We start from the raw sequence: 21,196 nt of genomic DNA, 5'->3' as shown, positions 1-21,196 counted from the left end.
CCCTCTCCCCGATCGTGGTAGTAGCGGTCTCGACGAACCGTCGCCGCCAGGCTCACCGATCCGACTCTGCGCCGCGGTTGCGGCCCGGGTTGGTAATCGGTCTAGCCTGTTCGTATAATCCGGGGGATTTTCGCCCGCTGGTGTCAAACCTGCAAACCAAGGACTCAACGATGAGTTTCGACAAGATCCCCGCCGGAAAGGACCTCCCCAACGACGTGTACGTGGCGATCGAGATCCCCGCGAACCACGCGCCGATCAAGTACGAGATCGACAAGGACATGGACGCCCTGGTGGTCGACCGCTTCATGGCAACGCCGATGTTCTACCCGGCGAACTATGGCTACATCCCCAACACCCTGGCCGACGATGGCGACCCGCTCGACGCGCTGGTGGTCACGCCGTATCCGGTTCAGCCCGGCAGCGTGATCCGCTCGCGCCCGGTCGGCATCCTCAACATGTCGGACGAAGCGGGCGAGGACGCCAAGCTGATCTGCGTACCGCACGAAAAGCTCACCGCCCTCTACGACGACGTGCGCGAAGTGACCGACCTGCCCGAACTGCTGCGCCAGCAGATCGCGCACTTCTTCGAGAACTACAAGGATCTCGAGAAAGGCAAGTGGGTCAAGATCGACTCTTGGGACGGCGCCGATGCCGCCCGCAAGGCGATCGAGAAGTCCGTTACCGCCTACGAAAACGAGTGACGATCGAGCGTCGCCTGTCGGGGCGCTAGCCGCACCGCCTTGTGATGCAACGAAAGACGCCGCCCCGGCTTACCCGGGGCGGCGTCTTGTCGTTTGGCGATGCGCCACACGATGCGTGCATCGCGCCGGGCCAGCGCCCGACGCATGATTTCACAGCTCGCGACGAATCTCCGCGACCAGCTGAGACGCGCGAGCGCTGTAGTTCGCCATCATCAGCGAGTGGTTGGCGAAGAAGCCAAAGCCCGAACCGTTGAGAATGACTGGGCTCCAGACCCGCGCCTGCGACGCGTCGAGCTCGGCGATCAGCTGTTCGAAGCGGCCGTCGACGCCAGCCTCTTCGATGGCGTCGGCGCAGTCGATTCTCGCGGCCTGCATCAGCTGCAGCAGCGCCCAGTTGGTACCGCGCGACTCGAAGAAGACGTTGTCGATGCGAAACCACGGCGTGCTCTCGCCGCTGTGGTCGTCGTTCTGATTGCCTGCCGCGCCGCCGACGTTGGCGCTCAGCGCCTGGGTCTGCGCATCGAGACGCTGCTGAACCGTTTCCAGCCAGTCGGCGAGATCACTCGTTTCCAGTGCCGTCGGCGCCTGGGGCCCGGTATCGTTCTGCTGACCGTTCTGAGCCGGCGAGTCGTTCTCACCTTGCGCAGCGTCGTCGCCCGACGGCTGATCGTCACCGGACGGCTGACCGTCACCCGACGGCTGATCGTTACCGGAAGGCTGATCGTCACCGGACGGCTGATCGTCGCTGGCCGGCTGGCTTGCGGCAGCGGGTTGATTCGGCGCGCCTGAGCCGGCGGCGTTCTCCAGCATGTGGAAGGCTTCGCCCAGGTTGTTGCGGGCGGCGTGCAAGAAGCGCTCCGACTTCGGCCAGCGCCAGCTGTCGAGATCGTTGGAAAGTGCGTCATCGGCATCACCCAGCGGCGCGTCGGCGACTGCCAGGGTGCCATCGAGTGCGGCGACTGCGTCCTGTACCTGACGCGTCACGCCTTTTTCCCAGCTCGGCATGTTGTCGAGCCAGAGCCCCGGCGGCATCACGTCGTTACGCAGATAGCCGCCGGGTTTGCGAATCAGCGTATCGAGCATGACCAGGTTGGTCGCCAGCAGCGCCTCGCCCGGCTGACCCGACGTCGGCGCCTGCGGCCCGTCGGCCTGTACCGCCTGCGGGAATCCGCGCTGTCGCTCCACCGCCTGAAGCGGGTCGACGGGCGACGGTGTCCGACTCCACCAGATACCCAGCACGATGCAGATCACGAGATAGGCCACCACGATGGCCACCAGCGGCTTCCATATCCAGCCGTACTGTGGCGTTTCGAGAACCTCGGTGCGGGAGAGCGTCGCCTTCTTGCGAAACAGGGCCATGGACAGTCCTTGTCGGTTGGAGATGGAAAGGTCAGCGGGACGTGGGAGCGGGGCGCGATCGCCGAGTCGGTACGGCTCGAGCCGCATGATCGCTATCCTATCACGCTCCCCGCGTCTCGCAGCCCGCCTTTGGTGGCGGGGGATCGATGGCGCCCCGGCGGTGTCACAGGGTGGCGTACGACGCGACAGCGTCGGGTAGAATGGCGCTCGATAGTGCAGGATGCGCAGGCAGCGTAACGGTATCGAGCGCTTTCAGCGTGGCGCTGCCGACACCGCAGTGCCAACGTGTGGTGCGGTCTCACGGCTCGATCACGCACCGATTTCGTGGGGCGGCCAATCATCCGCTGCGTCGGTTTTTCGAATCATTGGGGTTTCTTCACGGATGTCGCGTCTTCTCGCCCTGCTCATCACCGTCTCGCTCTGTCTGGTGACGCCTGCCTCCGCGCAGATGCTCGATTCACAGTCGTCCGACGATACCGCCACGCAGCCCCGCGGCAGCGCCGATTTCCTCCCCGTCGATCGGGCATTTCAGGCCTATGCCTGGCGCCAGGACGGGCGGCTCTATGTCGGCCTTCGCAGCCGGCCCGGCTACTATCTCTACCGGCATCGCCTCGATGTCGTCGTCGACGAGCCGGCATCGCTCGGCGCGCTGGACCTACCGCCGGGCACGTTCAAGCGCGACCCCTATCTCGGCGACGTTCACGTCTTTCACGACGATGTCGTGATCAGCGCGCCTCTCTCTATCGATGCCGGTCCTTCCACCGATGCCGGTCCTTCCATCGATGCAGCGGCATCCGGCAACGCCGCGAACGACGAGGGCGTCACTATCACGCTCGCCTTCCAGGGCTGTGCCGAAGCCGGACTCTGCTACCCCCCGGAGCGCTGGCAGCTGACGGCGCGACCGGGCGCGGCCCCGGCCGCGTTCACCGATGCCAGCAGCCAGGCGCAATCCTCGCCGCTGCTATCCCAGGCAGAGACATCCGGCGGCGTGACGACCGCAACGCCCCAGGCCGACCCGATCGCCGGCTCGAGCGTCGCCAACGATCCCTTCGGTGGCGGTCGCGACGCTAGCTTAGGCGCCAGCTCTTCAAGCGGTTTCGGCGACGTCTCGACGGCGTCGCGGCCGGCCGACGGCGCGGCAAAAACCAATGCCCGCGCCCTCACGACGGCATCGACGCCGAGCGCCGCACCCCCTGAATTTGCCGCCAGCAACCTGCGCTTCGAGTCACTGCTGGACGATGGCATCGGCCTCGCCACCCTGGGGATTTTCTTCCTCGCCGGGCTGGGGCTGACGCTCACGCCCTGCGTATTGCCGATGATGCCGATTCTGGCCTCGATCATCGTCGGCCAGAACGCGGGGCGCCGCCGGGCCCTCGGCCTTTCACTGAGCTACGTAGCGGGCATGGCGGTCACCTTCACGGCACTCGGCACGCTGATGGGCGTCTTCGGGGCTTCGCTCAATCTCCAGGCGCGGCTGCAGTCGCCATGGGTCCTGCTGCCGCTGGCACTGCTGTTCACGCTGTTCGCCGTTGCCATGTTCGGCGCCTTCGACCTGCGCCTGCCTCGAGCGCTGAGCCAGCGAGCCGACGCCTGGCAGGACCGGTTGAAGCGTAGCGGACCTCTCGGTCTCGCGGTCACCGGCGCGCTCTCGGTGCTCGTCGTATCGCCGTGCATCTCCGCGCCGCTCGCCGGCGCACTGGTGTTCATCTCCACCACCGGCGACACCCTCGGCGGTGCGCTGGCGCTGTTGGCGCTGGCACTCGGCATGGGGCTGCCGCTAGTCCTGGTGGGTGGCTTCGGAGCCCGCTGGCTGCCACGCGCCGGCGCCTGGATGAATGGCGTCAAGACACTTTTCGGCGTCGCGCTGCTGGCGGTGGCGATCTGGCTGCTGGCTCGTTTGCTGTCCGATCCCTTGACGCTGGTACTGTGGGGCACGCTCTCACTCGGTATCGCCATGGCGCTCGGCGCACTCGATACACGTACGCCTGACGGCTGGCCGCGGGTGCGTCAGGCGCTGGGCTGGCTCGCACTCGCCTGGGGCGTGGCGCTGGTCTGGGGCGGCGCCCAGGGCAATCACGACCCGCTACGCCCGCTCGCGGGAGCCGAGACGCCGACAAGCACGCCCTCGTCACGTCTGGACTTCGAGACCGTCACCACCCCGGCCCAGCTCGACGCCGCCCTGCAGGCGGCATACGATGCGGGCCGCCCGGTCATGGTCGACGTCAGCGCGGACTGGTGCATCTCGTGTCAGGTCATGGAGCATCGCGTCTTTCCCGCTCCATCGGTTGCCGGGCGGCTCGCGGACTTCGTGCTGATCCGCGCCGACGTGACCGCCAACAGCGATGCCAGCCGGGCGCTGCTCTCCCGCTACGATCTCTTCGGCCCGCCGGGCCTGCTGTTCTTCGTCGAAGGTCGCGAACGCCGCGGGGCGCGCATTCAGGGAGAGATCGGCGCGACCGCCCTCGCCGAGCATCTCACCGCGGTGGTGGATGCCGGCTAGCTCGCAAGCCATGGCGTCGCTCGACGGGTCACGAATGCGAGAAACGAGGCGTACATCCTCGAACGGTCGTCAAAAATCGTTTACGAACGTCGTTCGAGACGGGAGGTGGACACTCTCATGATTTTTCGGCAAACTTTCATCGCATCGAAAACGGCGCTCTGGTGGCGCCATTTTGCAGCAAAGTGATCCCATCTCGACATTCCGACGATGGGTTAACAGCTCAGGACAGTCATGGCGAGACTACTGGTTCTCAACGGTCCCAACCTCAACCTGCTCGGCACGCGCGAGCCCGAGGTCTACGGCACCACCACACTCGACGACATCCACGCCTCGCTGACGCGACGCGCCGGGGATGCCGGGCACGAGCTCCAGTGGCTGCAGTCCAACGCCGAACACGAACTGGTCGAGCGAGTCCACCGCGCACGCCTCGAGGGCGTCGACTTCATCCTGCTCAACCCGGCCGCGTTCACGCACACGAGCGTCTCGCTTCGCGATGCGCTCACCGGTGTCGCCATCCCCTTCATCGAGCTGCATCTTTCCAACGTGCATGCCCGCGAGCCGTTTCGACAGCACTCTTACTTTACCGACGTCGCCCGTGGCGTCATTGCCGGCTTCGGTGCCGAGAGCTATACCCTCGCCCTCGATGCCGCCATCGCCGAGCTGAACCGGCGCTAGTCCGCCATCGGTCCCGGGCGTTCGCACTGTCTCGAAGCCGCTTCACACGCCATTCAACCGCGAGAGATCGTCATGGATATACGCAAGGTCAAGAAACTCATCGAACTGCTCGAAGAGTCGAACATCAGCGAAATCGAGATTCAGGAAGGTGAAGAGTCCGTTCGCATCAGCCGCCATCCGGCAGGATTCGGCGCCGCGCAGCAGCCGATGATGATGCCCCAGTCCATGCCGCAGGGCGCTCCCAATTACGCCGCACCGCAGCAGACGCAGGCACCCGACCCCGCCGAGCCGGCACCGGTTCAGCCGGCCGGTCACGCGGTGACCTCGCCGATGGTCGGCACTTTCTATCGCTCGCCGGCGCCGGGCGCCAAGGCGTTCGTCGAGGTCGGCCAGAGCGTCAAGAAAGGCGACACCGTCTGCATCGTCGAGGCGATGAAGATGATGAACCAGATCGAGGCCGACAAAGACGGCGTCATCGAGGCGATCCTGGTCGAGGATGGCGAGCCGGTCGAGTTCGACCAGCCGATGATCATCATCAACTGAGACCACACAGGCACACCATCATGTTGGACAAGGTACTCATCGCCAATCGTGGCGAGATCGCCCTTCGCGTCCTGCGCGCCTGCAAGGAGCTCGGGATCAAGACGGTGGCGGTCCACTCCAAGGCGGATCGCGAGCTGATGCACGTGCGTCTCGCCGACGAGGCCGTCTGCATCGGACCGGCCTCCTCCGCTCAGTCCTATCTCAACATCCCGGCACTGATCAGCGCCGCCGAAGTGACGGACTCCAGCGCCATCCATCCCGGCTACGGCTTTCTCTCCGAGAACGCCAATTTCGCCGAGCAGGTCGAGCGCTCCGGCTTCGTCTTCGTCGGCCCGCGCGCCGAGACCATCCGCCTCATGGGCGACAAGGTCAGCGCGATCAACGCGATGAAGGAAGCCGGTGTCCCCACGGTGCCAGGCTCCGACGGGCCGCTGCCGGATGACGACGCCGAGATTCGTCGCATCGCCGCTCGTATCGGCTATCCGGTGATCATCAAGGCAGCTGCCGGCGGCGGCGGTCGTGGCATGCGCGTGGTGCGCAACGACGACGAAGTTGCCAAGGCCGCCAGCATCACTCGCTCGGAGGCCGCCTCGGCTTTCGGCGATGGCACGGTCTACATGGAGAAGTTCCTGGAGAATCCGCGTCACGTGGAAGTCCAGGTGCTCGCCGACGGTCAGGGCAATGCGGTGCACCTGTACGACCGCGACTGCTCGCTGCAGCGCCGTCACCAGAAGGTCCTCGAAGAGGCGCCGGCACCGCAGCTCGACCCCGAAGCGCGCGCCCAGGTGCTCAAGGCGTGCACCGACGCCTGTATCGAGATCAACTACCGTGGCGCCGGCACGTTCGAGTTCCTCTACGAGAACGGCGAGTTCTTCTTCATCGAGATGAACACCCGCGTTCAGGTCGAGCACCCGGTCACCGAAATGGTCACCGGCGTCGACATCGTCAAGGAACAGCTGCGAATCGCCTCCGGCCAGCCGCTGTCGATCAAGCAGGAGGACGTTCACCTCAATGGCCACGCCTTCGAGTGCCGGATCAACGCCGAGGATTCGCGGACATTCATGCCCTCCCCGGGCAAGATCGATCTCTACCACCCGCCGGGCGGCCTGGGGGTGCGCATGGACTCGCACATCTACACCGGCTACAGCGTGCCGCCGCACTACGACTCGCTGATCGGCAAGCTGATCACCTGGGGCGCGGATCGCGAGATTGCACTGGTGCGCATGCGCAACGCGCTCGACGAGCTGCTGGTCGAGGGGATCAAGACCAACACCGACCTGCAGAAGGATCTGGTTCGCGACCGCGCGTTCCAGAAAGGTGGGGTCAATATCCACTACCTCGAGAAGAAGCTCGGCATCAGCTGACCGCCGAGCGACCCACACGGGGCGAACCCTCCAGGAGGCGTTCGCCCCGTTTTCGTTGGGGCGGCGCCGACCGAACCGCCCGCGCGTTTCCTCACCGGCGACTCGCCGGGTCCGACCGAGGCGCGTTTTTTTCATCGACTAGCGGAGAATCGCCATGGCGTGGCTACAACTCAAGGCTCATATCGCGCCGGAACAGGCCGAGCGACTCGAGGAGCTGCTGCTCGCGGAGGGTGCCAGCGCCATCACGCTGATGGACGCTCACGACGACCCTGTGTTCGAACCGGACCGAGGCAGCACGCCGCTGTGGCGCGAAACCGTTCTCACCGGGCTGTATGACGACCTGAGCGCGGTCGAAGCGATGATCGAGCGGGTCCAGCGCGCCTGGGCGGCAGAACTGCCCGAAGAGCCGGCGCCGACGATCGAATACGAGCTGCTCGCCGACCGGGACTGGGAGCGCGAGTGGATGGATGGCTTCGAGCCGCTGCGCATGGGCGAGCGGCTCTGGATCGTGCCGAGCTGGCACGCCGCCCCCGAGCCCGACGCGGTCAACCTGGTGCTCGACCCGGGGCTCGCCTTCGGCACCGGCACGCACCCGACGACGGCGCTCTGCCTCAACTGGCTCGACGCCCAGGCGCTCGAACAGACTCAGGTACTCGATTACGGCTGCGGCTCGGGCATTCTCGCCATCGCCGCACTCAAGCTCGGTGCCGACACCGCCGTCGGCGTGGACATCGACCCGCAGGCGCTGCAGGCCAGCCGCGACAACGCCGAGCGTAACGCCCTCGACGAGACGCGCCTGATTCTCGACTATCCCGAACGCTTGGGTCAGGGCGAGTACGCCGTCGTCGTCGCCAACATTCTCGCCGGTCCGCTGATCGAGCTTGCGGCACAGATTGCCGGGCGAGTCGCCCCGGGCGGTCAACTGGCGCTCTCCGGAATTCTCGAGGCGCAGGCCGAGTCCGTGCTCGACGCCTACCGCGATCAGGGTCTGATCATGGACGAGCCCCGCGAGAAAGAGGGCTGGATGCTGCTGACCGGACGGCGTCCGGCATAGGCGCTGGCACTGCCGCACGCGCTGGCGACCAAGGTCGCGTGCGGCGAAACATCGCTTCAACTCGGCCGGAGCCCCCGGTATCATGGCTTCCCCGTTTTGCCCGAGCCCCTTTGACGATGCGTGATCCCGTGTCATCGCATAGCGATACGCCATTGCCCCGAATTGGCCGTCACACGCTGCCCAACCGCGTGATCCTGGCGCCGATGGCGGGCGTGACCGACCGCCCTTTCCGCCAGCTCTGTCGCGAACTGGGCGCGGGACTGGTGGTGTCGGAGATGGTCGCATCGGATAGCCGGCTCTGGAACACGCGCAAGTCTCGCCTGCGCCGCATCCACCGTGGCGAACCGGGGCCGAGATCGGTGCAGATCGCCGGCGGCGATGCCCGAATGCTCGCCGAGGCGGCGCGACTCAATGTCGATGCCGGCGCCGAAATCATCGATATCAACATGGGCTGCCCCGCCAAGAAGGTCTGCAACAAAGCGGCGGGCTCGGCGCTGATGCGCGATGAGACGCTGGTCGCCGAGATCCTCGAGGCGGTGGTGGCCGCCGTCGACGTACCGGTCACGCTGAAGATTCGCACCGGCTGGTGCAGCGATAGCCGCAATGCACTGCGTATCGCACGCATGGCGGAACAGGCCGGTATCGCGGCGCTGGCCGTGCACGGGCGCACCCGAGAGCAGCGCTACACCGGGCAGGCCGAGTACGACACCATCGCCACGATCAAGCAGCAGGTGTCGATGCCGGTGTTCGCCAACGGCGACATCGACTCACCGGCCCGAGCCTCGGCCGTTCTCGCCTACACCGGCGCGGATGCCGTGATGATCGGCCGCGGCGCCCAGGGCAATCCCTGGCTCTTTCGCGAGATCGATCACTTTCTGCGTACCGGATGCGACATCGCCCGGCCGACGGCCGACGAGGTTGAGCGCACGATGTGCCGCCATCTCGAGGCGCTCCACGAGCACTACGGCGACTACCTGGGCGTACGCGTCGCGCGCAAGCACATCGGCTGGTATCTCGGTGCGAACGAGGCCTCGCGCGCGTATCGTGCCCGCTTCAACCGGCTCGAGGACACTCGCGCGCAATTCGATTTTCTCCACGAACTCTTTCGCGGCGGCCTCGCCTCGATCGGTAACGGAACTCACGCAGCATGAACAGCCGGCAGCCCCTCGCCCTCGGCGACACCTCGCCCGCCGAAGGGCAATCGCTTCAGATCTCTCCGACTGCCCCTCAGGGCACGCTGCGCGAATGCGTCGAGCACGTCATGGAGCGCTACTTCGCGCATCTCGAGGGCGAATCCGTCACGCATCTCTACCCGATGGTTCTGGCGGAGGTGGAAGCCCCGCTGCTCGAGGTGGTGATGCGCCACGTCGAAGGTAACCAGACCCGTGCCGCGGAGCTGCTGGGCCTCAACCGGGGCACCCTGCGCAAGAAGCTCAAGCAGTACGATCTGATCTAGCACGACCCGATTTTGCACGGCGCCCTCGCGACCGGCGCCGATCTGCCGACGGCCCTGCCGGACGCGCCGGGCAGGATCGAGCGGCCCGCCAGCGCCCGCGGCGCGAGACCGTTGGCATCGACGGCTTTTCGGCTCAACGACAGTCCGGTTTAACGACCGCTCGGATCAACGACCGTTCGGTCTAACGACAGTTCGATTCATCGACAAGAGTGTCCTGGCATGTCCCAATCCGCTGCATCCTCCGCCCCCCGCCCCGTACGCCGCGCGCTGCTCAGCGTCTCCGACAAGTCCGGCGTAGTCGACTTCGCACGGGAACTCGCTTCGCGCGGCGTCGAGCTTCTCTCCACCGGCGGTACCTATCGCCTGCTGCAGGAGAATGGCATCGCGGTAACCGAGGTGTCTGCGCATACCGGTTTTCCCGAGATCATGGACGGGCGGGTGAAGACGCTGCATCCGAAGATTCACGGCGGCATTCTCGGCCGACGCGGTGAGGACGACGCGGTGATGGCCGAGCACGACATCGCGCCGATCGACATGGTAGTGGTCAATCTCTACCCCTTCGAGCAGACCGTCGCGAACCCAGACTGCACGCTCGAGGACGCGATCGAGAACATCGACATCGGCGGACCGACGATGGTGCGCTCCTGCGCCAAGAACCATGCCTACACCACCATCGTCGTGTCGGCCGATGACTACTCGCGAGTGCTCAAGGACATGGCGAGCCACGACGGCGCGGTGAGCCAGACGACGCGTTTCGACCTGGCCATCAAGGCGTTCGAACATACGACGGCCTATGACGCCGCCATCGCCAACTACTTCGGCCAGCGCGTCGGCGACGGTGAGCCGAACTTCCCGCGTACTCTGTCGATGCAGTTCACCAAGAAACAGGGGATGCGTTACGGCGAGAACCCGCATCAGAAAGCCGCGTTCTACGTCGAACCGAATCACACCGAGGCGAGTGTCTCCAGTGCCAGGCAGCTTCAGGGCAAGGCACTGTCGTACAACAACGTCGCCGACACCGACGCCGCGCTGGAGTGCGTCAAATCCTTCTCCAAGCCGGCCTGCGTCATCGTCAAACACGCCAACCCCTGTGGCGTAGCGGTCGTGCCCGACAGCGAGGGCGGCATCCGCCGCGCCTACGATCTGGCTTTCGCCACCGACAGCGAGTCGGCGTTCGGCGGCATCATTGCCTTCAACCGTGAGCTCGACGGCGACACCGCGCAGGCGATCGTCTCGCGTCAGTTCGTCGAAGTGATCATCGCGCCCAGCATCTCGCAGGCGGCCCGCGACGCCGTTGCCAGCAAGACCAACGTGCGCCTGCTCGCCTGCGGCGAACTGCCCACGCAGACCGGCGAAGGCTGGGACTACAAGCGCGTCAACGGCGGGCTGCTGGTTCAGAGCCGTGACACCGGCATGATCGATGCGGAGGATTTGAAGGTGGTCACTCAGCGCTCACCCACCGAGAGCGAACTCAACGACCTGGTCTTCGCCTGGAAAGTGGCGAAGTTCGTCAAGTCCAACGCCATCGTCTACGCCAGCGGGCGTCAGACCGTCGGGGTCGGCGCGGGCCAGATGAGCCGGATCAATTCCTCGCGGATCGCGGGCATCAAGGCCGAGCAGGCAGGCCTGGAAGTCGCAGGCTCGGTCATGGCATCCGATGCCTTCTTCCCCTTCCGCGACGGCCTCGACAACGCCGCTGCCGCCGGTATCACCGCCGTCATCCAGCCGGGCGGCTCGATGCGCGACGAAGAGGTGATCGCCGCCGCCAACGAGGCCGGCATCGCCATGGTGTTCACCGGCATGCGCCATTTCCGGCACTAAGTCGCGAGCCGCAAGCCGGCCGCGAGTCTCACTTCAAAGAAAACCGCCAGCGACATTCGTCGCTGGCGGTTTTGTTTACCCGGCGCAGGGGGCTTTTACTGCCCCCGAATTCGGCCCGGCCTCGGCTACCCGCGGCCGGACGCAGTGCAAAAAACCCTCAGCCTTCGCTGGCACCCAGATCGATGCAGAGGTACTTGATCTCGAGGTACTCGTCGAGACCGTACTTCGACCCTTCGCGACCGAGACCGGAGGCCTTGACGCCGCCGAACGGCGCGCTGGCATTGGAGATCAGGCCGGTATTGATGCCCACCATGCCGTACTCCAGCGCCTCGGCGACGCGCCAGACGCGGCCCATGTCTCGGGCGTAGAAGTAGGAGGCCAGGCCGAACTGGGTGTCGTTGGCCATGCGCACGCCCTCCTCTTCGGTCTCGAATGCGAAGACGGCCGCCAGCGGCCCGAAGGTCTCTTCGGTCGCGACCTTCATCTCCGGGGTGGCGTGACTCACCAGCGTCGGCGAGAAGAAGCGCCCACCGAGCGAATGCTCGTGACCGCCCAGCAGCAGCTCCGCCCCTTTGTCGGTGGCGTCCTTGATGTGATCGCTCACCTTGGTTACCGCATCTTCGTCGATCAGTGGGCCGATATTGACGCCATCCTCGAAGCCGTCGCCCACCTTGAGTTCGCTATTCATGGCGGCCGCCAGCTTCTCGCTGAAAGCGTTGATCACGCTCGACTGGACCAGGAAGCGGTTGGTGCAGACACAGGTCTGGCCGGCATTGCGGAACTTGGAGGCGATGGCACCGTCGACGGCCGCGTCCAGATCGGCGTCTTCGAAGACCAGGAACGGGGCATTACCGCCGAGCTCCAGCGACACCTTCTGGATGTGCTGAGCGGCATTCGCCATCAGCTTGCTGCCGACCTCGGTGGAACCGGTGAAGGTCACCTTGCGCACGATCGGCGACTCGGTCATCGCGTTGGCGATATCGCTCGCCTTGCCCGGCACGACGTTGAAGACCCCGCGCGGTACGCCGGCCTTCTCGGCCAGGGCCGCAAGCGCAGTGGCGGAAAACGGTGTCTGGCTCGCCGGCTTGACGACGATGGTGCAGCCCGCCGCCAGCGCGGCCGCCGCTTTGCGGGTAATCATCGACGCGGGGAAGTTCCACGGTGTGATCGCCCCGACCACCCCCACCGGCTGCTTGGTGACGACGATGCGCTGATTGTCGCTGGCCGCGGGGATGGTATCGCCGTAGATTCGCCGCGCTTCTTCGGCAAACCAGCGCATGAAGCTTGCGGCATAGACGATCTCGCCGGCGGCTTCCTTGACCGGCTTACCTTGCTCGGCGGTCATGATGGCGGCCAGCTCGTCCTTGTGCTCGAGCATCAGCTCGTACCACTTCATCAGGATGTCGGCCCGCTCCTGGGCGGTATGCTTGCGCCAACCGGGCAGGGCCGCCTCGGCCGCATCGATGGCGCGCTCGGTTTCGGCGCGGCCGAGCTTGGGCATGCGACCGAGAATCTCCCCGGTCGAGGGGTTGTCGACGTCGATCTGTTCGCCGCTGTCCGCAGCGACCCAGTTACCGTCGATATAGGCGTAGGGTCGAAAAAGCGCGCTCTCGTTGACGGGCTGCATGATTCACTCCTTCCTTAGATATCCAGGCCGACCTGGCACGGAGCCAGCCGACCGAAGCGCTAACGTCCTGCCCTGGCGAGCCGGTAGCGACCCCCTTGCGGCGAGGCCACTCGAAGGATCGGCCTCGGCAGGCAAGGTGCGGACGGCGAATTCCCCCACAGGATGGCGCGTTCGCGAAAGCGACGCCAGTGGTGAAGACAGTGGCGTCTGACACCGCGGCAGGGATGGCGACAGCGGAGAGATTGGATGACGCAAGAACGCCGAGGCGTCAGGGCCACTGCGACCAGAGCGTGACACCGACCGCGATGACGATGGCCACGGCCGACAAGGCCTGCCCCCGTAACCGTTCCGGCGCCCGATGTACCTGACGCAGGGCGACCCATGCCAGTATCAGCGCAACGATCTCGACCACCGGTGCGTAGCGTCCGGCGCTGAAACCGACCACGGCGATCACGAAGGCCGCCAGCGCCCAGTGGGAGAGCTTTTTGCCACGTGCCCGACCGGCGGCATCCCGGGTCGTCGTCGCGCGCTGCTGGGCCTGGGGCCGGTCGAAGACCTGCACGGCGCGCCCCTCACGCACGTCGAAGCGCACGGCAGTGCCGACCCGTGGCAGGCCGCGACCGCGCCACTGCGAAAAATCGAACGCGTAGCGTGTCCCGTCGCCGGCGACCACTTCTCCGGTCTGAGTCTCGTCGTCGAAGGCGTCGAGTCGACCATCCATCACGGCACCTCACTCATGGCTGTAAGACAGGCTCGCGGCGATCACGCTCAGCGATTGTTGACCAGCATCAGAAACTCCTGACGCGTCGTCTGGTTCTTGCGGAAGCTGCCGAGCATGACCGATGTCTTCATGCTCGAATTCTGCTTCTCGACCCCGCGCATCATCATGCACATGTGCTGCGCCTCGACGATGACACCGACGCCGCGCGCACCGGTCACCTGCATGACGGCCTCGGCGATCTCACGGGTGAGATTCTCCTGGATCTGCAGGCGACGGGCGTACATGTCGACGATGCGCGCGAATTTGGAGAGCCCGAGCACCTTGCCCTGAGGCAGATAGGCGATATGGCACTTGCCGATGAACGGCAGCACGTGGTGTTCGCACATCGAGTACATCTCGACGTCCTTGACGACCACCATCTCGTCGGTATCGGAGGCGAACACGGCGCCGTTGACCAGTGCCTCCAGCGACTGCCCGTAGCCCTGGGTCAGGAACTGCATCGCCTTGGCGGCCCGTTCGGGGGTATTGCGCAGGCCTTCGCGATCGGGGTCTTCTCCCAGCTTCTCGAGAATCCCGCGGTAGTGGCCTGCCAGTTGATCGGTCATGTCGCTGCCCTGTCGAATCGCTGCCGAGGCTGGCGCCAGACGTTGCCGGCATCCAGCCGATCTAGAATGGCGGGGATTCTAGCGAAACTCGCGCCCAGTCACTATCGATTCGCGACCGCACGTCCCCGGGTTCTGTTTCCATTGCGCCGTTCCAACGTCAGACGAGCCAGCGCGAGTCGTCCAGTGCGAAGCGCTGCTGCTCCAGCGTTCGAATGTGCTGGTCCCAGTAGGCGGACTCCGCCACGTACGGAAAAGCGCGCGGAAATGCCGGATCGTCCCAGCGCGCGGTCAGCCAGGCAGTATGACGAATCAGGCGCAGGGTACGCAGGGTCTCGATCCACTCGAGCTCGCGACGATCGAACTCGATCGACTCCTCGTAGCCTTCGATCACCTCCGATAGCTGCATCTGCCACTCTTCCGGCGTCTGTGCCGTCAGTAGCATCCAGAGATCCTGGATGGCCGGCGCCATGGCGCAGTCATCGAAGTCGACCAGGGCGAAGCGGTCGTCGCGCCCCAGCATGTTGCCCAGATGGCAGTCGCCGTGCACGCGCTGTAGCGCGCTCGCCGGCCAGGCACGGGCCTGCATGAGCGGCGCCAGCGCATCGAGCGTGCGCTCGTAGGCCTGGCGTTGGCGAGCGTCGAGCCAGCGGGCACCGACCACGCGCTCGCGGCTCTCCTCGACCATCGAGGGAATGTCGAAGACCGGACGCTGATCGAAGGCGCGGGACCGCGCGACGGCGTGAATGCGACCGATAAGAGCGCCGAGGGCGAACAGATGCTCGGGGTTGTCGAGTTCCGGCGCCTGCCCCGAGACGTGCGCGAACAGCGAAAAGCGAAAACCGTCGACTTCATGCAGCGTTCGACCATTGGCATCGGCCCAGACGCTACCCGCTGAGACGTCGGCCTCGGCAAGCTCGGCAAGAAAGGCGTGCTCCTCGAGGATCTGCGCATCGCTCCAGCGGCCCGGACGATAGAACTTGGCCACCCAGCGCCGCCGATCGTCGTCGGTCACCGAATAGACGCGATTCTCGTAGCTATTGAGGGCGAACGGCTCCCCCGGCAGCCACAGCCCCAGCGACTCGATGGACTCCACGACCCGCTGTGGCGTCAGCGTCTCGAAAGGATGCGGGGTGTTGGCGATCATCTGAACCTCGGGCTGACGCGATCGGGATGGGCGACCGATGCTATCAGATCCGTCCGGACGGCGTGCGCGCGCACGCCAGCGCGACGACTCGCTCGGCGCCCGCTGCGTGACACGCCTGGGCCAGCGAATCGAGCGTCGCGCCAGTGGTCATGACATCATCGAGCACGATGACCACGGGCGGTAGACGCTCCTGCACAAGAAATGCCCCGCCGACGTTGCGCCGGCGCGCCCGCCGATCGAGACCGCGCTGTGTCGGCGTCTCGCGCTGACGGGTCGCGGAATGTACCGGTAACGCCAGCCGTTCACTCAGCCGTCGGGCGAGCCAGGCGACATGATCGAATCCGCGCTCTCGAGTTCGCTCCCGCTGACCCGGCACACCCACGATGGCCGGACGCGGCGCACTGACCGCGCCTGCCTGCCGCCACGTTTCGCTCAGCGGCGACATTTCGCCACGACAGGCCGTCGCCAGCAGGCTCATCAGCACTTCGCCGGCGCGAGGGTCAGCCGAAAACTTGAACCGATGTACGAGAGATGTCAGATGCGATTCGTAGCGTAGGGGAACGAACGCCGTATCGAACGCCGGCAAGCGCTTGAGACAGCGCCCGCACTCGACGGCGTTGACCGGCGAGCCTGGGAGCGGCTCGGCACAGCGTCGGCAAGCTCGAGAGTTCCAGGGGAGCTCTCGATAACACGCCGTGCACCAAGCTTCACCGCCGCGAACCGGCGTCAGACAGAATGCGCAGTAGCCCGGCAGCGCTCGACGCAGCCCGTCGCCGAGACGCAGGCTCAGCCACCGCGCCCTTCTCCAGATACGTGCGCCAATGAGATCCATTCCGCGCCCCTGAACCGGTCACCTCCTCGAATACGACTCGCTCGACATCGCGTCGTAAACGGCCATTCGCCACCTCTACTGAAGATCGGCAAGGTCGGCTCGCACTTGAGCGACGCCGTCAGGTAACGCCATGACCGCAGCCAGCGCCGCACACTGGCGTTTAAACGCCAGCTCGCACCGCCAGACGGCTTCGGGTAAGCGTTCCACGGTGGAGACGAACGTACGTCTGCCCATGAGGACATCAACGGTATGACGAGTGCACTGAGGTGAGAGAGACGAACTGACAAGCAGAGATAGATTCGATGCAAGACGAGCGGTCGAGGATCGAACTTCGGGGATGGATATTTAAAACGGGGGGGAGGCTTCTTGGTGCGGATGGGGAGACTCGAACTCCCACGCCTATCGGCACTAGAACCTAAATCTAGCGTGTCTACCAATTCCACCACATCCGCGGGTGAAGCGCGCGCTCATTCTACGTAGCCGCGGTGGGAAGTCAATCGTATAGACGCCGTCGACGAACGCCATCGGCGCTAGTGTCAGAAGAATGCGTAGCGACAGCACAGCGAAAAGAGGGGCCGGCAGACGAACCCTCAAGAGCGCTGTATCCCTGCTGTGACATCACGGCATCCGGCCATGCTTCCCTGTGAATCCGGCGTCATCCGTGTGGCCGGTCGCTCCCTGCGACATTCCCTATTACGTGGCTGCTTCCTGCAGCTTCCTTCCCTGATCGACGCTTCCTGCGTGCTCTCGAGTCATTGCATCCCGCGACTCTTTTCCTTGCTTACTGCGCCGCTTCCAGCGACCCACCCGCCTACCGGCGGTCATCCTTGAGCGTGCCATCCTGGCAACGCCTGCACACAGTGAACCTTTTCGGCATGAGACGAATTGATCCACGTGAACTAATGGCTCGATATTTGTATCTTTGCGTAACAGTAAAATACCCATGGCGTGGCCGAAGTCGGATAGGCGTTGCAACGCTTCGGCATCTGAGGCGCCAGATCGCAAAAGCCAGACATAAAAAAAGGCGCCGAGGAGGCGCCCCTTTTTCGAACCAGTCTGGCTCTTTCGAACCAATCCGACTTAGGCTTTACTGGCTTTCGATAGCATCGCCAGCCGCGTCGCTTTGACCATCTGCGTTGAGATCGTCGAGCGCTTCGCTGTCGTCGATGTTCGTCTTCTCATCAGTGTCGGACTCGACGGCTTCGAGCGATTCTTCCTCTGCATCGCTCCGACCGGCGTCTTCACCCATGTTGCCCGGGTCGGAAGCGTCGCTCTGGTTGGTAACGCCGGAACCGCCTTCCATCGCTTCAGTGTTGGAATCCAGAGAGTCGTTCATCGCGTCGCTGTGACCGGCGCTCTCATTCATGTTGCCAGCGCCGTCGCTGGACTGCGTGCCAGCCGTGTCCTGCGCCTGGGCGATGCCTGCGCCGCCCATCAGCAGCATGAAGGTCGTGGCGGTAACGGCTGCAATACCCTTTTTCATAGCAAGTTCCTTTTGTATCTGATGTAAGGGACACCGCTTTCAGCGCGGCATCTTTCAAGCTAGACCATCTTGGCGATTACAGAAACTTTCGCCTAGTCACCCTCTGATATCGGGTGGCGAGATCGAGAACTCAACCCCAATAATCGATGAAGCGGAAAAGAAAAAGGCGGGCCATCGTAATGGCCCGCCTCTAGAGAGCCGCTAGCGCCCGGACATCCCGTCCTGTTCCGAGTCATCCTGACCCTCTTGGCGTGCGGCGCTGTATATCGAAACCCTTATCTCGCCTTCCTGGCGGTGTCGGGTTCGGTAACCATCCTTGATTACTTGTTCGACTCGCTTGAATCCTTTGCTTCATCCATGAAGCCAGCAAGTCAGCTTACATCGATAAAACTATACAAACCTTGTCAGTCGGTCAAGCCAAAAATCAGTTCTGCCTCGATCTATCGGCTTGCTATGAGACTTTGGTCTAAGTATTTCGATAGCGAGGCGACGGGGGGCCGCCAGCTCGCTCGAACAGCCACGCCGTCCTGCGACTCGGAGCGCATCTGCCCTCTCGCTTCGCGATCATTCGTAGTGCTCCGCTCCTCTCAATGCTCCCGAGTCAGAGACTCTTCCTTGGCCTCTACCGCTAACCAGCACTGGCGCGTCCGTTGGTCACGTCCCTGCGGTGGCCCCCATGAGTGCAGCGGCACAGATCTTATATCAATACAGTACATGCGACAAAACTCTGTATAGCCATGGGCCGCTGCCGGATCCCAAAGGCCGGCATTCGGGCTGCCACCGTTTCACGTGCCTGGATGAAGGACTAGCCTCTAGCGACCGATGCACACGTTCACTCACGGCAACCCAAACTAAAAAGCATATAAATTTTTCCTTTTATTACTTAATAGTTTTTGCGCTATCCTTTCCCCGTTTTGCGCAGTGCATGATACGCGCCACCGTTTCCGCCTACAGGAGATTCGCCATGATCAAGCTGTTCACGACCGTACCGCGTCCGGCCTCTCTGGCTATTGTTGCCACGGCTCTGGGGCTGACGGCACTGACGGCACTGACGGCCCCGGCGGCCAGCGCCGATACGCTCAAGGTCGGCATGTCCGGCGGCTACTATCCTTTCACCTACGTCGAGCAGGACGAGCTGAAAGGCTTCGAAGTCGATCTGATGAACGCGATCGGCGACATCACCGGCGACGATGTGTCGTTCATCACGGCAAGCTTCTCGGGCTTGGCGGGTATGCTCGACTCCAGGCGCATCGACACCATTGCCAACCAGATCACCATCACGCCCGAGCGGGAAGAGAAGTACGTTTTCAGCGAGCCCTACGTCTATGACGGCGCGCAGGTGGTCACCCGCGAAGGTAACGATGCGATCAATGGTGTCGAAGACCTCAAGGGCAAGACCGTCGCGGTGAACCTCGGTTCCAACTACGAGCAGCTGCTCGAGGAACTGCCGTATGCCGACGAAATCAACATCAAGACCTACGAATCGAATGTCGAGCAGGACGTGGCGCTCGGCCGCGCGGATGCCTTCGTCATGGATCGGGTCAGCGCCTCGCAGGTGATCAAGGACAAGCCGCTACCGCTTCAGCTCGCGGGCCAACCCTTCTCGCAGATCGAGAACGCCTATCCGTTCCGCGATGACGAGGCCGGCCGTGCGCTGCGTGATCGCGTCAACGACGCCCTCGACACGCTGCGTGATAGCGGCAAGCTCGCCGAAATCTCCGAAAAATGGTTTGGCAGCGACATCACGCAACGCTGAGCCCTCTCGCGCCCAAGCCCATGACGTCGATACGTCATGGGCTTTATCGTCGATGACCGCCGTTATCTTCACCGCGCTTCTGCCCTGAGACGAGATGGCACTCGCTATGCACTCACTCGATTTCGATTACATGCTGAGCCTGATACCGGTGCTTCTCGGCTATCTTCCGCTGACGCTCGAGATGGCCGCCGCCAGCATGGTCTGTGCCTTGGTGCTCGCGTGTCTGCTGGCCGTCATACGCGTCACACGCGTCCCGGGGCTCAACGGGCTGGCGCTGCTGTTCATTTCGTTTTTCCGCGGCACGCCGCTGCTGGTACAGCTATTCCTCTTCTACTATGGCTTGCCGCAAGTCCTGACGTTTCTGGTATCGATCAACGGCGTGACTGCCGCCATTCTCGGTCTCACGCTACATTTTTCCGCTTACATGGCCGAGTCGATCAGAGCGGCGATCGTGGGTATCGACCGCAGCCAGATCGAAGCCGCCCAGTCGATCGGCATGACGCAGGCCCAGTTGATGCGGCGTATCGTGCTGCCCCAGGCGACTCGGGTGGCAACGCCGACGCTAATGAATTACTTCATCGACATGATCAAGTCCACGTCGCTGGCCTTCACGCTCGGCGTCACCGAGCTGATGGGGGCGACACAGAAAGAAGCGGCAGGAAGCTTTCTCTATTTCGAGGCGTTCCTGGTCGTCGCGGTGATCTACTGGATCGTGGTGGAGGGGCTTTCATGGATTCAGAAATGGCTCGAAAAACGACTCAACCGGGCGTATCAGCGATGATCGACATTCGAGGGCTGCGCAAGCGCTTCGGCGAGCACACCGTCTTCGACGATATCGATCTGACGCTCGAGCGTGGCGAAATCATCGTCGTGGTCGGTCCCTCCGGGACCGGCAAGTCGACGCTGCTGCGCTGCATCAATTTCCTGGAGCAGCCCGACGCGGGGCAGATACGCATCAGCGATCTTTCCCTCGACGCGACCCACGCCACGCGCGAGCAGATTCTCGCGCTGCGTCGGCGCACGGCCTTCGTCTTCCAGAACTACGCGCTGTTCGCCAACAAGACGGCGCTCGAGAACATTGCCGAGGGCATGATCGTCGTCGACGGCCAACCCAAGGCCAAGGCGCATGCTCGCGCCCGCGAGATACTCGAGCGTATCGGCCTGGCGGACAAGGCCGGTGCCTACCCCGCCGCGCTCTCCGGTGGACAGCAGCAGCGTATCGGCATCGGACGGGCGATGGCAGCCAATGCCGACGTCATTCTCTTCGACGAGCCCACCTCCTCGCTGGACCCGCAGTGGGTCGAAGAGGTGCTCGGTCTGATGAAGCAGCTCGCCGCCGAAAACCAGACCATGATCGTCGTCACCCACGAGATGCAGTTCGCCCGCGACGTCGCCGATCGCGTGATCTACATGGATGGCGGCACGATCGTCGAACAGGGCCCGCCGAGCGAGCTATTCACGCACCCGCAGGACGAGCGTACTCGGCGATTCCTGAGCAAAGTGCTGGCCGCGAACGCGATATAAGCCGCGCGCTCTTCGAGCCACCCTTCACACC

At 64.2% G+C, this 21,196-nt stretch carries 19 protein-coding genes and 1 tRNA gene; 12 read left to right on the top strand and 8 right to left on the bottom strand.

The window, feature by feature from the left end:
• Positions 1 to 170 precede the first annotated feature (170 nt).
• Entirely contained in the window at positions 171 to 701 is a 531-nt protein-coding gene (gene ppa, locus DOM33_RS09470; protein WP_110668203.1) for an inorganic diphosphatase, read from the top strand.
• A 150-nt stretch (positions 702 to 851) separates the two neighbouring features.
• Here ppa and DOM33_RS16370 read toward each other — a convergent pair whose 3' ends face one another.
• Positions 852 to 2,060 (bottom strand): DUF2333 family protein, encoded by a 1,209-nt coding sequence (locus tag DOM33_RS16370; RefSeq protein WP_162617948.1) that lies wholly within the window; start codon positions 2,058 to 2,060, stop codon positions 852 to 854.
• A 382-nt stretch (positions 2,061 to 2,442) separates the two neighbouring features.
• Here DOM33_RS16370 and dsbD point away from each other — a divergent pair, with 382 nt between their 5' ends.
• The 8 genes from dsbD (at position 2,443) to purH (ending at position 11,473) form a co-directional block, all read left to right on the top strand.
• Positions 2,443 to 4,560 carry a protein-disulfide reductase DsbD gene (dsbD, locus tag DOM33_RS09460; protein ID WP_162617947.1) on the top strand — a complete coding sequence of 706 codons (2,118 nt, stop codon included), beginning with the start codon at positions 2,443 to 2,445 and terminating at the stop codon, positions 4,558 to 4,560.
• A gap of 231 nt (positions 4,561 to 4,791) precedes the next feature.
• On the top strand, positions 4,792 to 5,235 hold the full coding sequence (gene aroQ, locus DOM33_RS09455; protein WP_110668198.1) for a type II 3-dehydroquinate dehydratase: 444 nt from the start codon (positions 4,792 to 4,794) through the stop codon (positions 5,233 to 5,235).
• A gap of 72 nt (positions 5,236 to 5,307) precedes the next feature.
• Positions 5,308 to 5,778, top strand: coding sequence for an acetyl-CoA carboxylase biotin carboxyl carrier protein (gene accB / locus DOM33_RS09450; protein WP_110668197.1), 471 nt, complete (start codon positions 5,308 to 5,310; stop codon positions 5,776 to 5,778).
• 20 nt (positions 5,779 to 5,798) lie between these two features.
• A complete protein-coding gene (gene accC / locus DOM33_RS09445) occupies positions 5,799 to 7,142 on the top strand; it encodes an acetyl-CoA carboxylase biotin carboxylase subunit (protein ID WP_110668195.1) in 1,344 nt (447 codons plus the stop codon).
• Between the two features lie 154 nt (positions 7,143 to 7,296).
• A complete protein-coding gene (prmA, locus tag DOM33_RS09440) occupies positions 7,297 to 8,196 on the top strand; it encodes a 50S ribosomal protein L11 methyltransferase (protein ID WP_110668193.1) in 900 nt (299 codons plus the stop codon).
• A gap of 116 nt (positions 8,197 to 8,312) precedes the next feature.
• On the top strand, positions 8,313 to 9,347 hold the full coding sequence (gene dusB, locus DOM33_RS09435; protein WP_110668191.1) for a tRNA dihydrouridine synthase DusB: 1,035 nt from the start codon (positions 8,313 to 8,315) through the stop codon (positions 9,345 to 9,347).
• Complete coding sequence (gene fis / locus DOM33_RS09430) at positions 9,344 to 9,652, top strand: DNA-binding transcriptional regulator Fis (protein WP_110668189.1); 309 nt, start codon at positions 9,344 to 9,346, stop codon at positions 9,650 to 9,652. Before dusB ends, fis begins: the two co-directional genes overlap by 4 nt.
• A gap of 219 nt (positions 9,653 to 9,871) precedes the next feature.
• Entirely contained in the window at positions 9,872 to 11,473 is a 1,602-nt protein-coding gene (gene purH, locus DOM33_RS09425) for a bifunctional phosphoribosylaminoimidazolecarboxamide formyltransferase/IMP cyclohydrolase (protein ID WP_110668187.1), read from the top strand.
• A gap of 157 nt (positions 11,474 to 11,630) precedes the next feature.
• Here purH and DOM33_RS09420 read toward each other — a convergent pair whose 3' ends face one another.
• The 7 genes from DOM33_RS09420 to DOM33_RS09390 all read right to left on the bottom strand — a co-directional run bounded on the left by DOM33_RS09420 (position 11,631) and on the right by DOM33_RS09390 (position 17,846).
• The gene (locus DOM33_RS09420) at positions 11,631 to 13,100 is read right to left on the bottom strand and encodes an NAD-dependent succinate-semialdehyde dehydrogenase (protein ID WP_110668185.1); all 1,470 of its coding nucleotides are present in this window, start codon (positions 13,098 to 13,100) and stop codon (positions 11,631 to 11,633) included.
• Positions 13,101 to 13,368: 268 nt separating this feature from the next.
• Positions 13,369 to 13,821 carry a DUF4190 domain-containing protein gene (locus DOM33_RS09415; protein ID WP_110668183.1) on the bottom strand — a complete coding sequence of 151 codons (453 nt, stop codon included), beginning with the start codon at positions 13,819 to 13,821 and terminating at the stop codon, positions 13,369 to 13,371.
• 47 nt (positions 13,822 to 13,868) lie between these two features.
• Complete coding sequence (gene folE / locus DOM33_RS09410; RefSeq protein WP_110668181.1) at positions 13,869 to 14,426, bottom strand: GTP cyclohydrolase I FolE; 558 nt, start codon at positions 14,424 to 14,426, stop codon at positions 13,869 to 13,871.
• 157 nt (positions 14,427 to 14,583) lie between these two features.
• The gene (locus DOM33_RS09405; protein ID WP_204352662.1) at positions 14,584 to 15,567 is read right to left on the bottom strand and encodes a serine/threonine protein kinase; all 984 of its coding nucleotides are present in this window, start codon (positions 15,565 to 15,567) and stop codon (positions 14,584 to 14,586) included.
• 46 nt (positions 15,568 to 15,613) lie between these two features.
• Complete coding sequence (locus DOM33_RS09400; protein WP_239495313.1) at positions 15,614 to 16,402, bottom strand: ComF family protein; 789 nt, start codon at positions 16,400 to 16,402, stop codon at positions 15,614 to 15,616.
• A 367-nt stretch (positions 16,403 to 16,769) separates the two neighbouring features.
• Positions 16,770 to 16,854: transfer RNA gene (locus tag DOM33_RS09395), tRNA-Leu, on the bottom strand.
• Positions 16,855 to 17,489: 635 nt separating this feature from the next.
• Entirely contained in the window at positions 17,490 to 17,846 is a 357-nt protein-coding gene (locus tag DOM33_RS09390; protein WP_162617946.1) for a hypothetical protein, read from the bottom strand.
• Between the two features lie 1,003 nt (positions 17,847 to 18,849).
• On the opposite strand from DOM33_RS09390, the gene DOM33_RS09385 reads away from it, so the two are divergent.
• The 3 genes from DOM33_RS09385 to DOM33_RS09375 all read left to right on the top strand — a co-directional run bounded on the left by DOM33_RS09385 (position 18,850) and on the right by DOM33_RS09375 (position 21,165).
• Entirely contained in the window at positions 18,850 to 19,641 is a 792-nt protein-coding gene (locus DOM33_RS09385; protein WP_110668177.1) for an amino acid ABC transporter substrate-binding protein, read from the top strand.
• Between the two features lie 106 nt (positions 19,642 to 19,747).
• Positions 19,748 to 20,422: an amino acid ABC transporter permease gene (locus DOM33_RS09380; RefSeq protein ID WP_110668174.1), complete on the top strand. Its 675-nt coding sequence runs from the start codon at positions 19,748 to 19,750 to the stop codon at positions 20,420 to 20,422.
• Positions 20,419 to 21,165 carry an amino acid ABC transporter ATP-binding protein gene (locus DOM33_RS09375; RefSeq protein ID WP_110668172.1) on the top strand — a complete coding sequence of 249 codons (747 nt, stop codon included), beginning with the start codon at positions 20,419 to 20,421 and terminating at the stop codon, positions 21,163 to 21,165. Before DOM33_RS09380 ends, DOM33_RS09375 begins: the two co-directional genes overlap by 4 nt.
• The last annotated feature ends 31 nt before the right edge of the window (positions 21,166 to 21,196 follow it).

Origin of the sequence: Salinicola halophilus (assembly GCF_003206155.1) — a bacterium.
Classification (GTDB): Bacteria; Pseudomonadota; Gammaproteobacteria; order Pseudomonadales; family Halomonadaceae; genus Salinicola; species Salinicola halophilus.
Note: the sequence above shows the minus strand (reverse complement) of the source record. Positions and strands in the feature narration are given on the sequence as shown.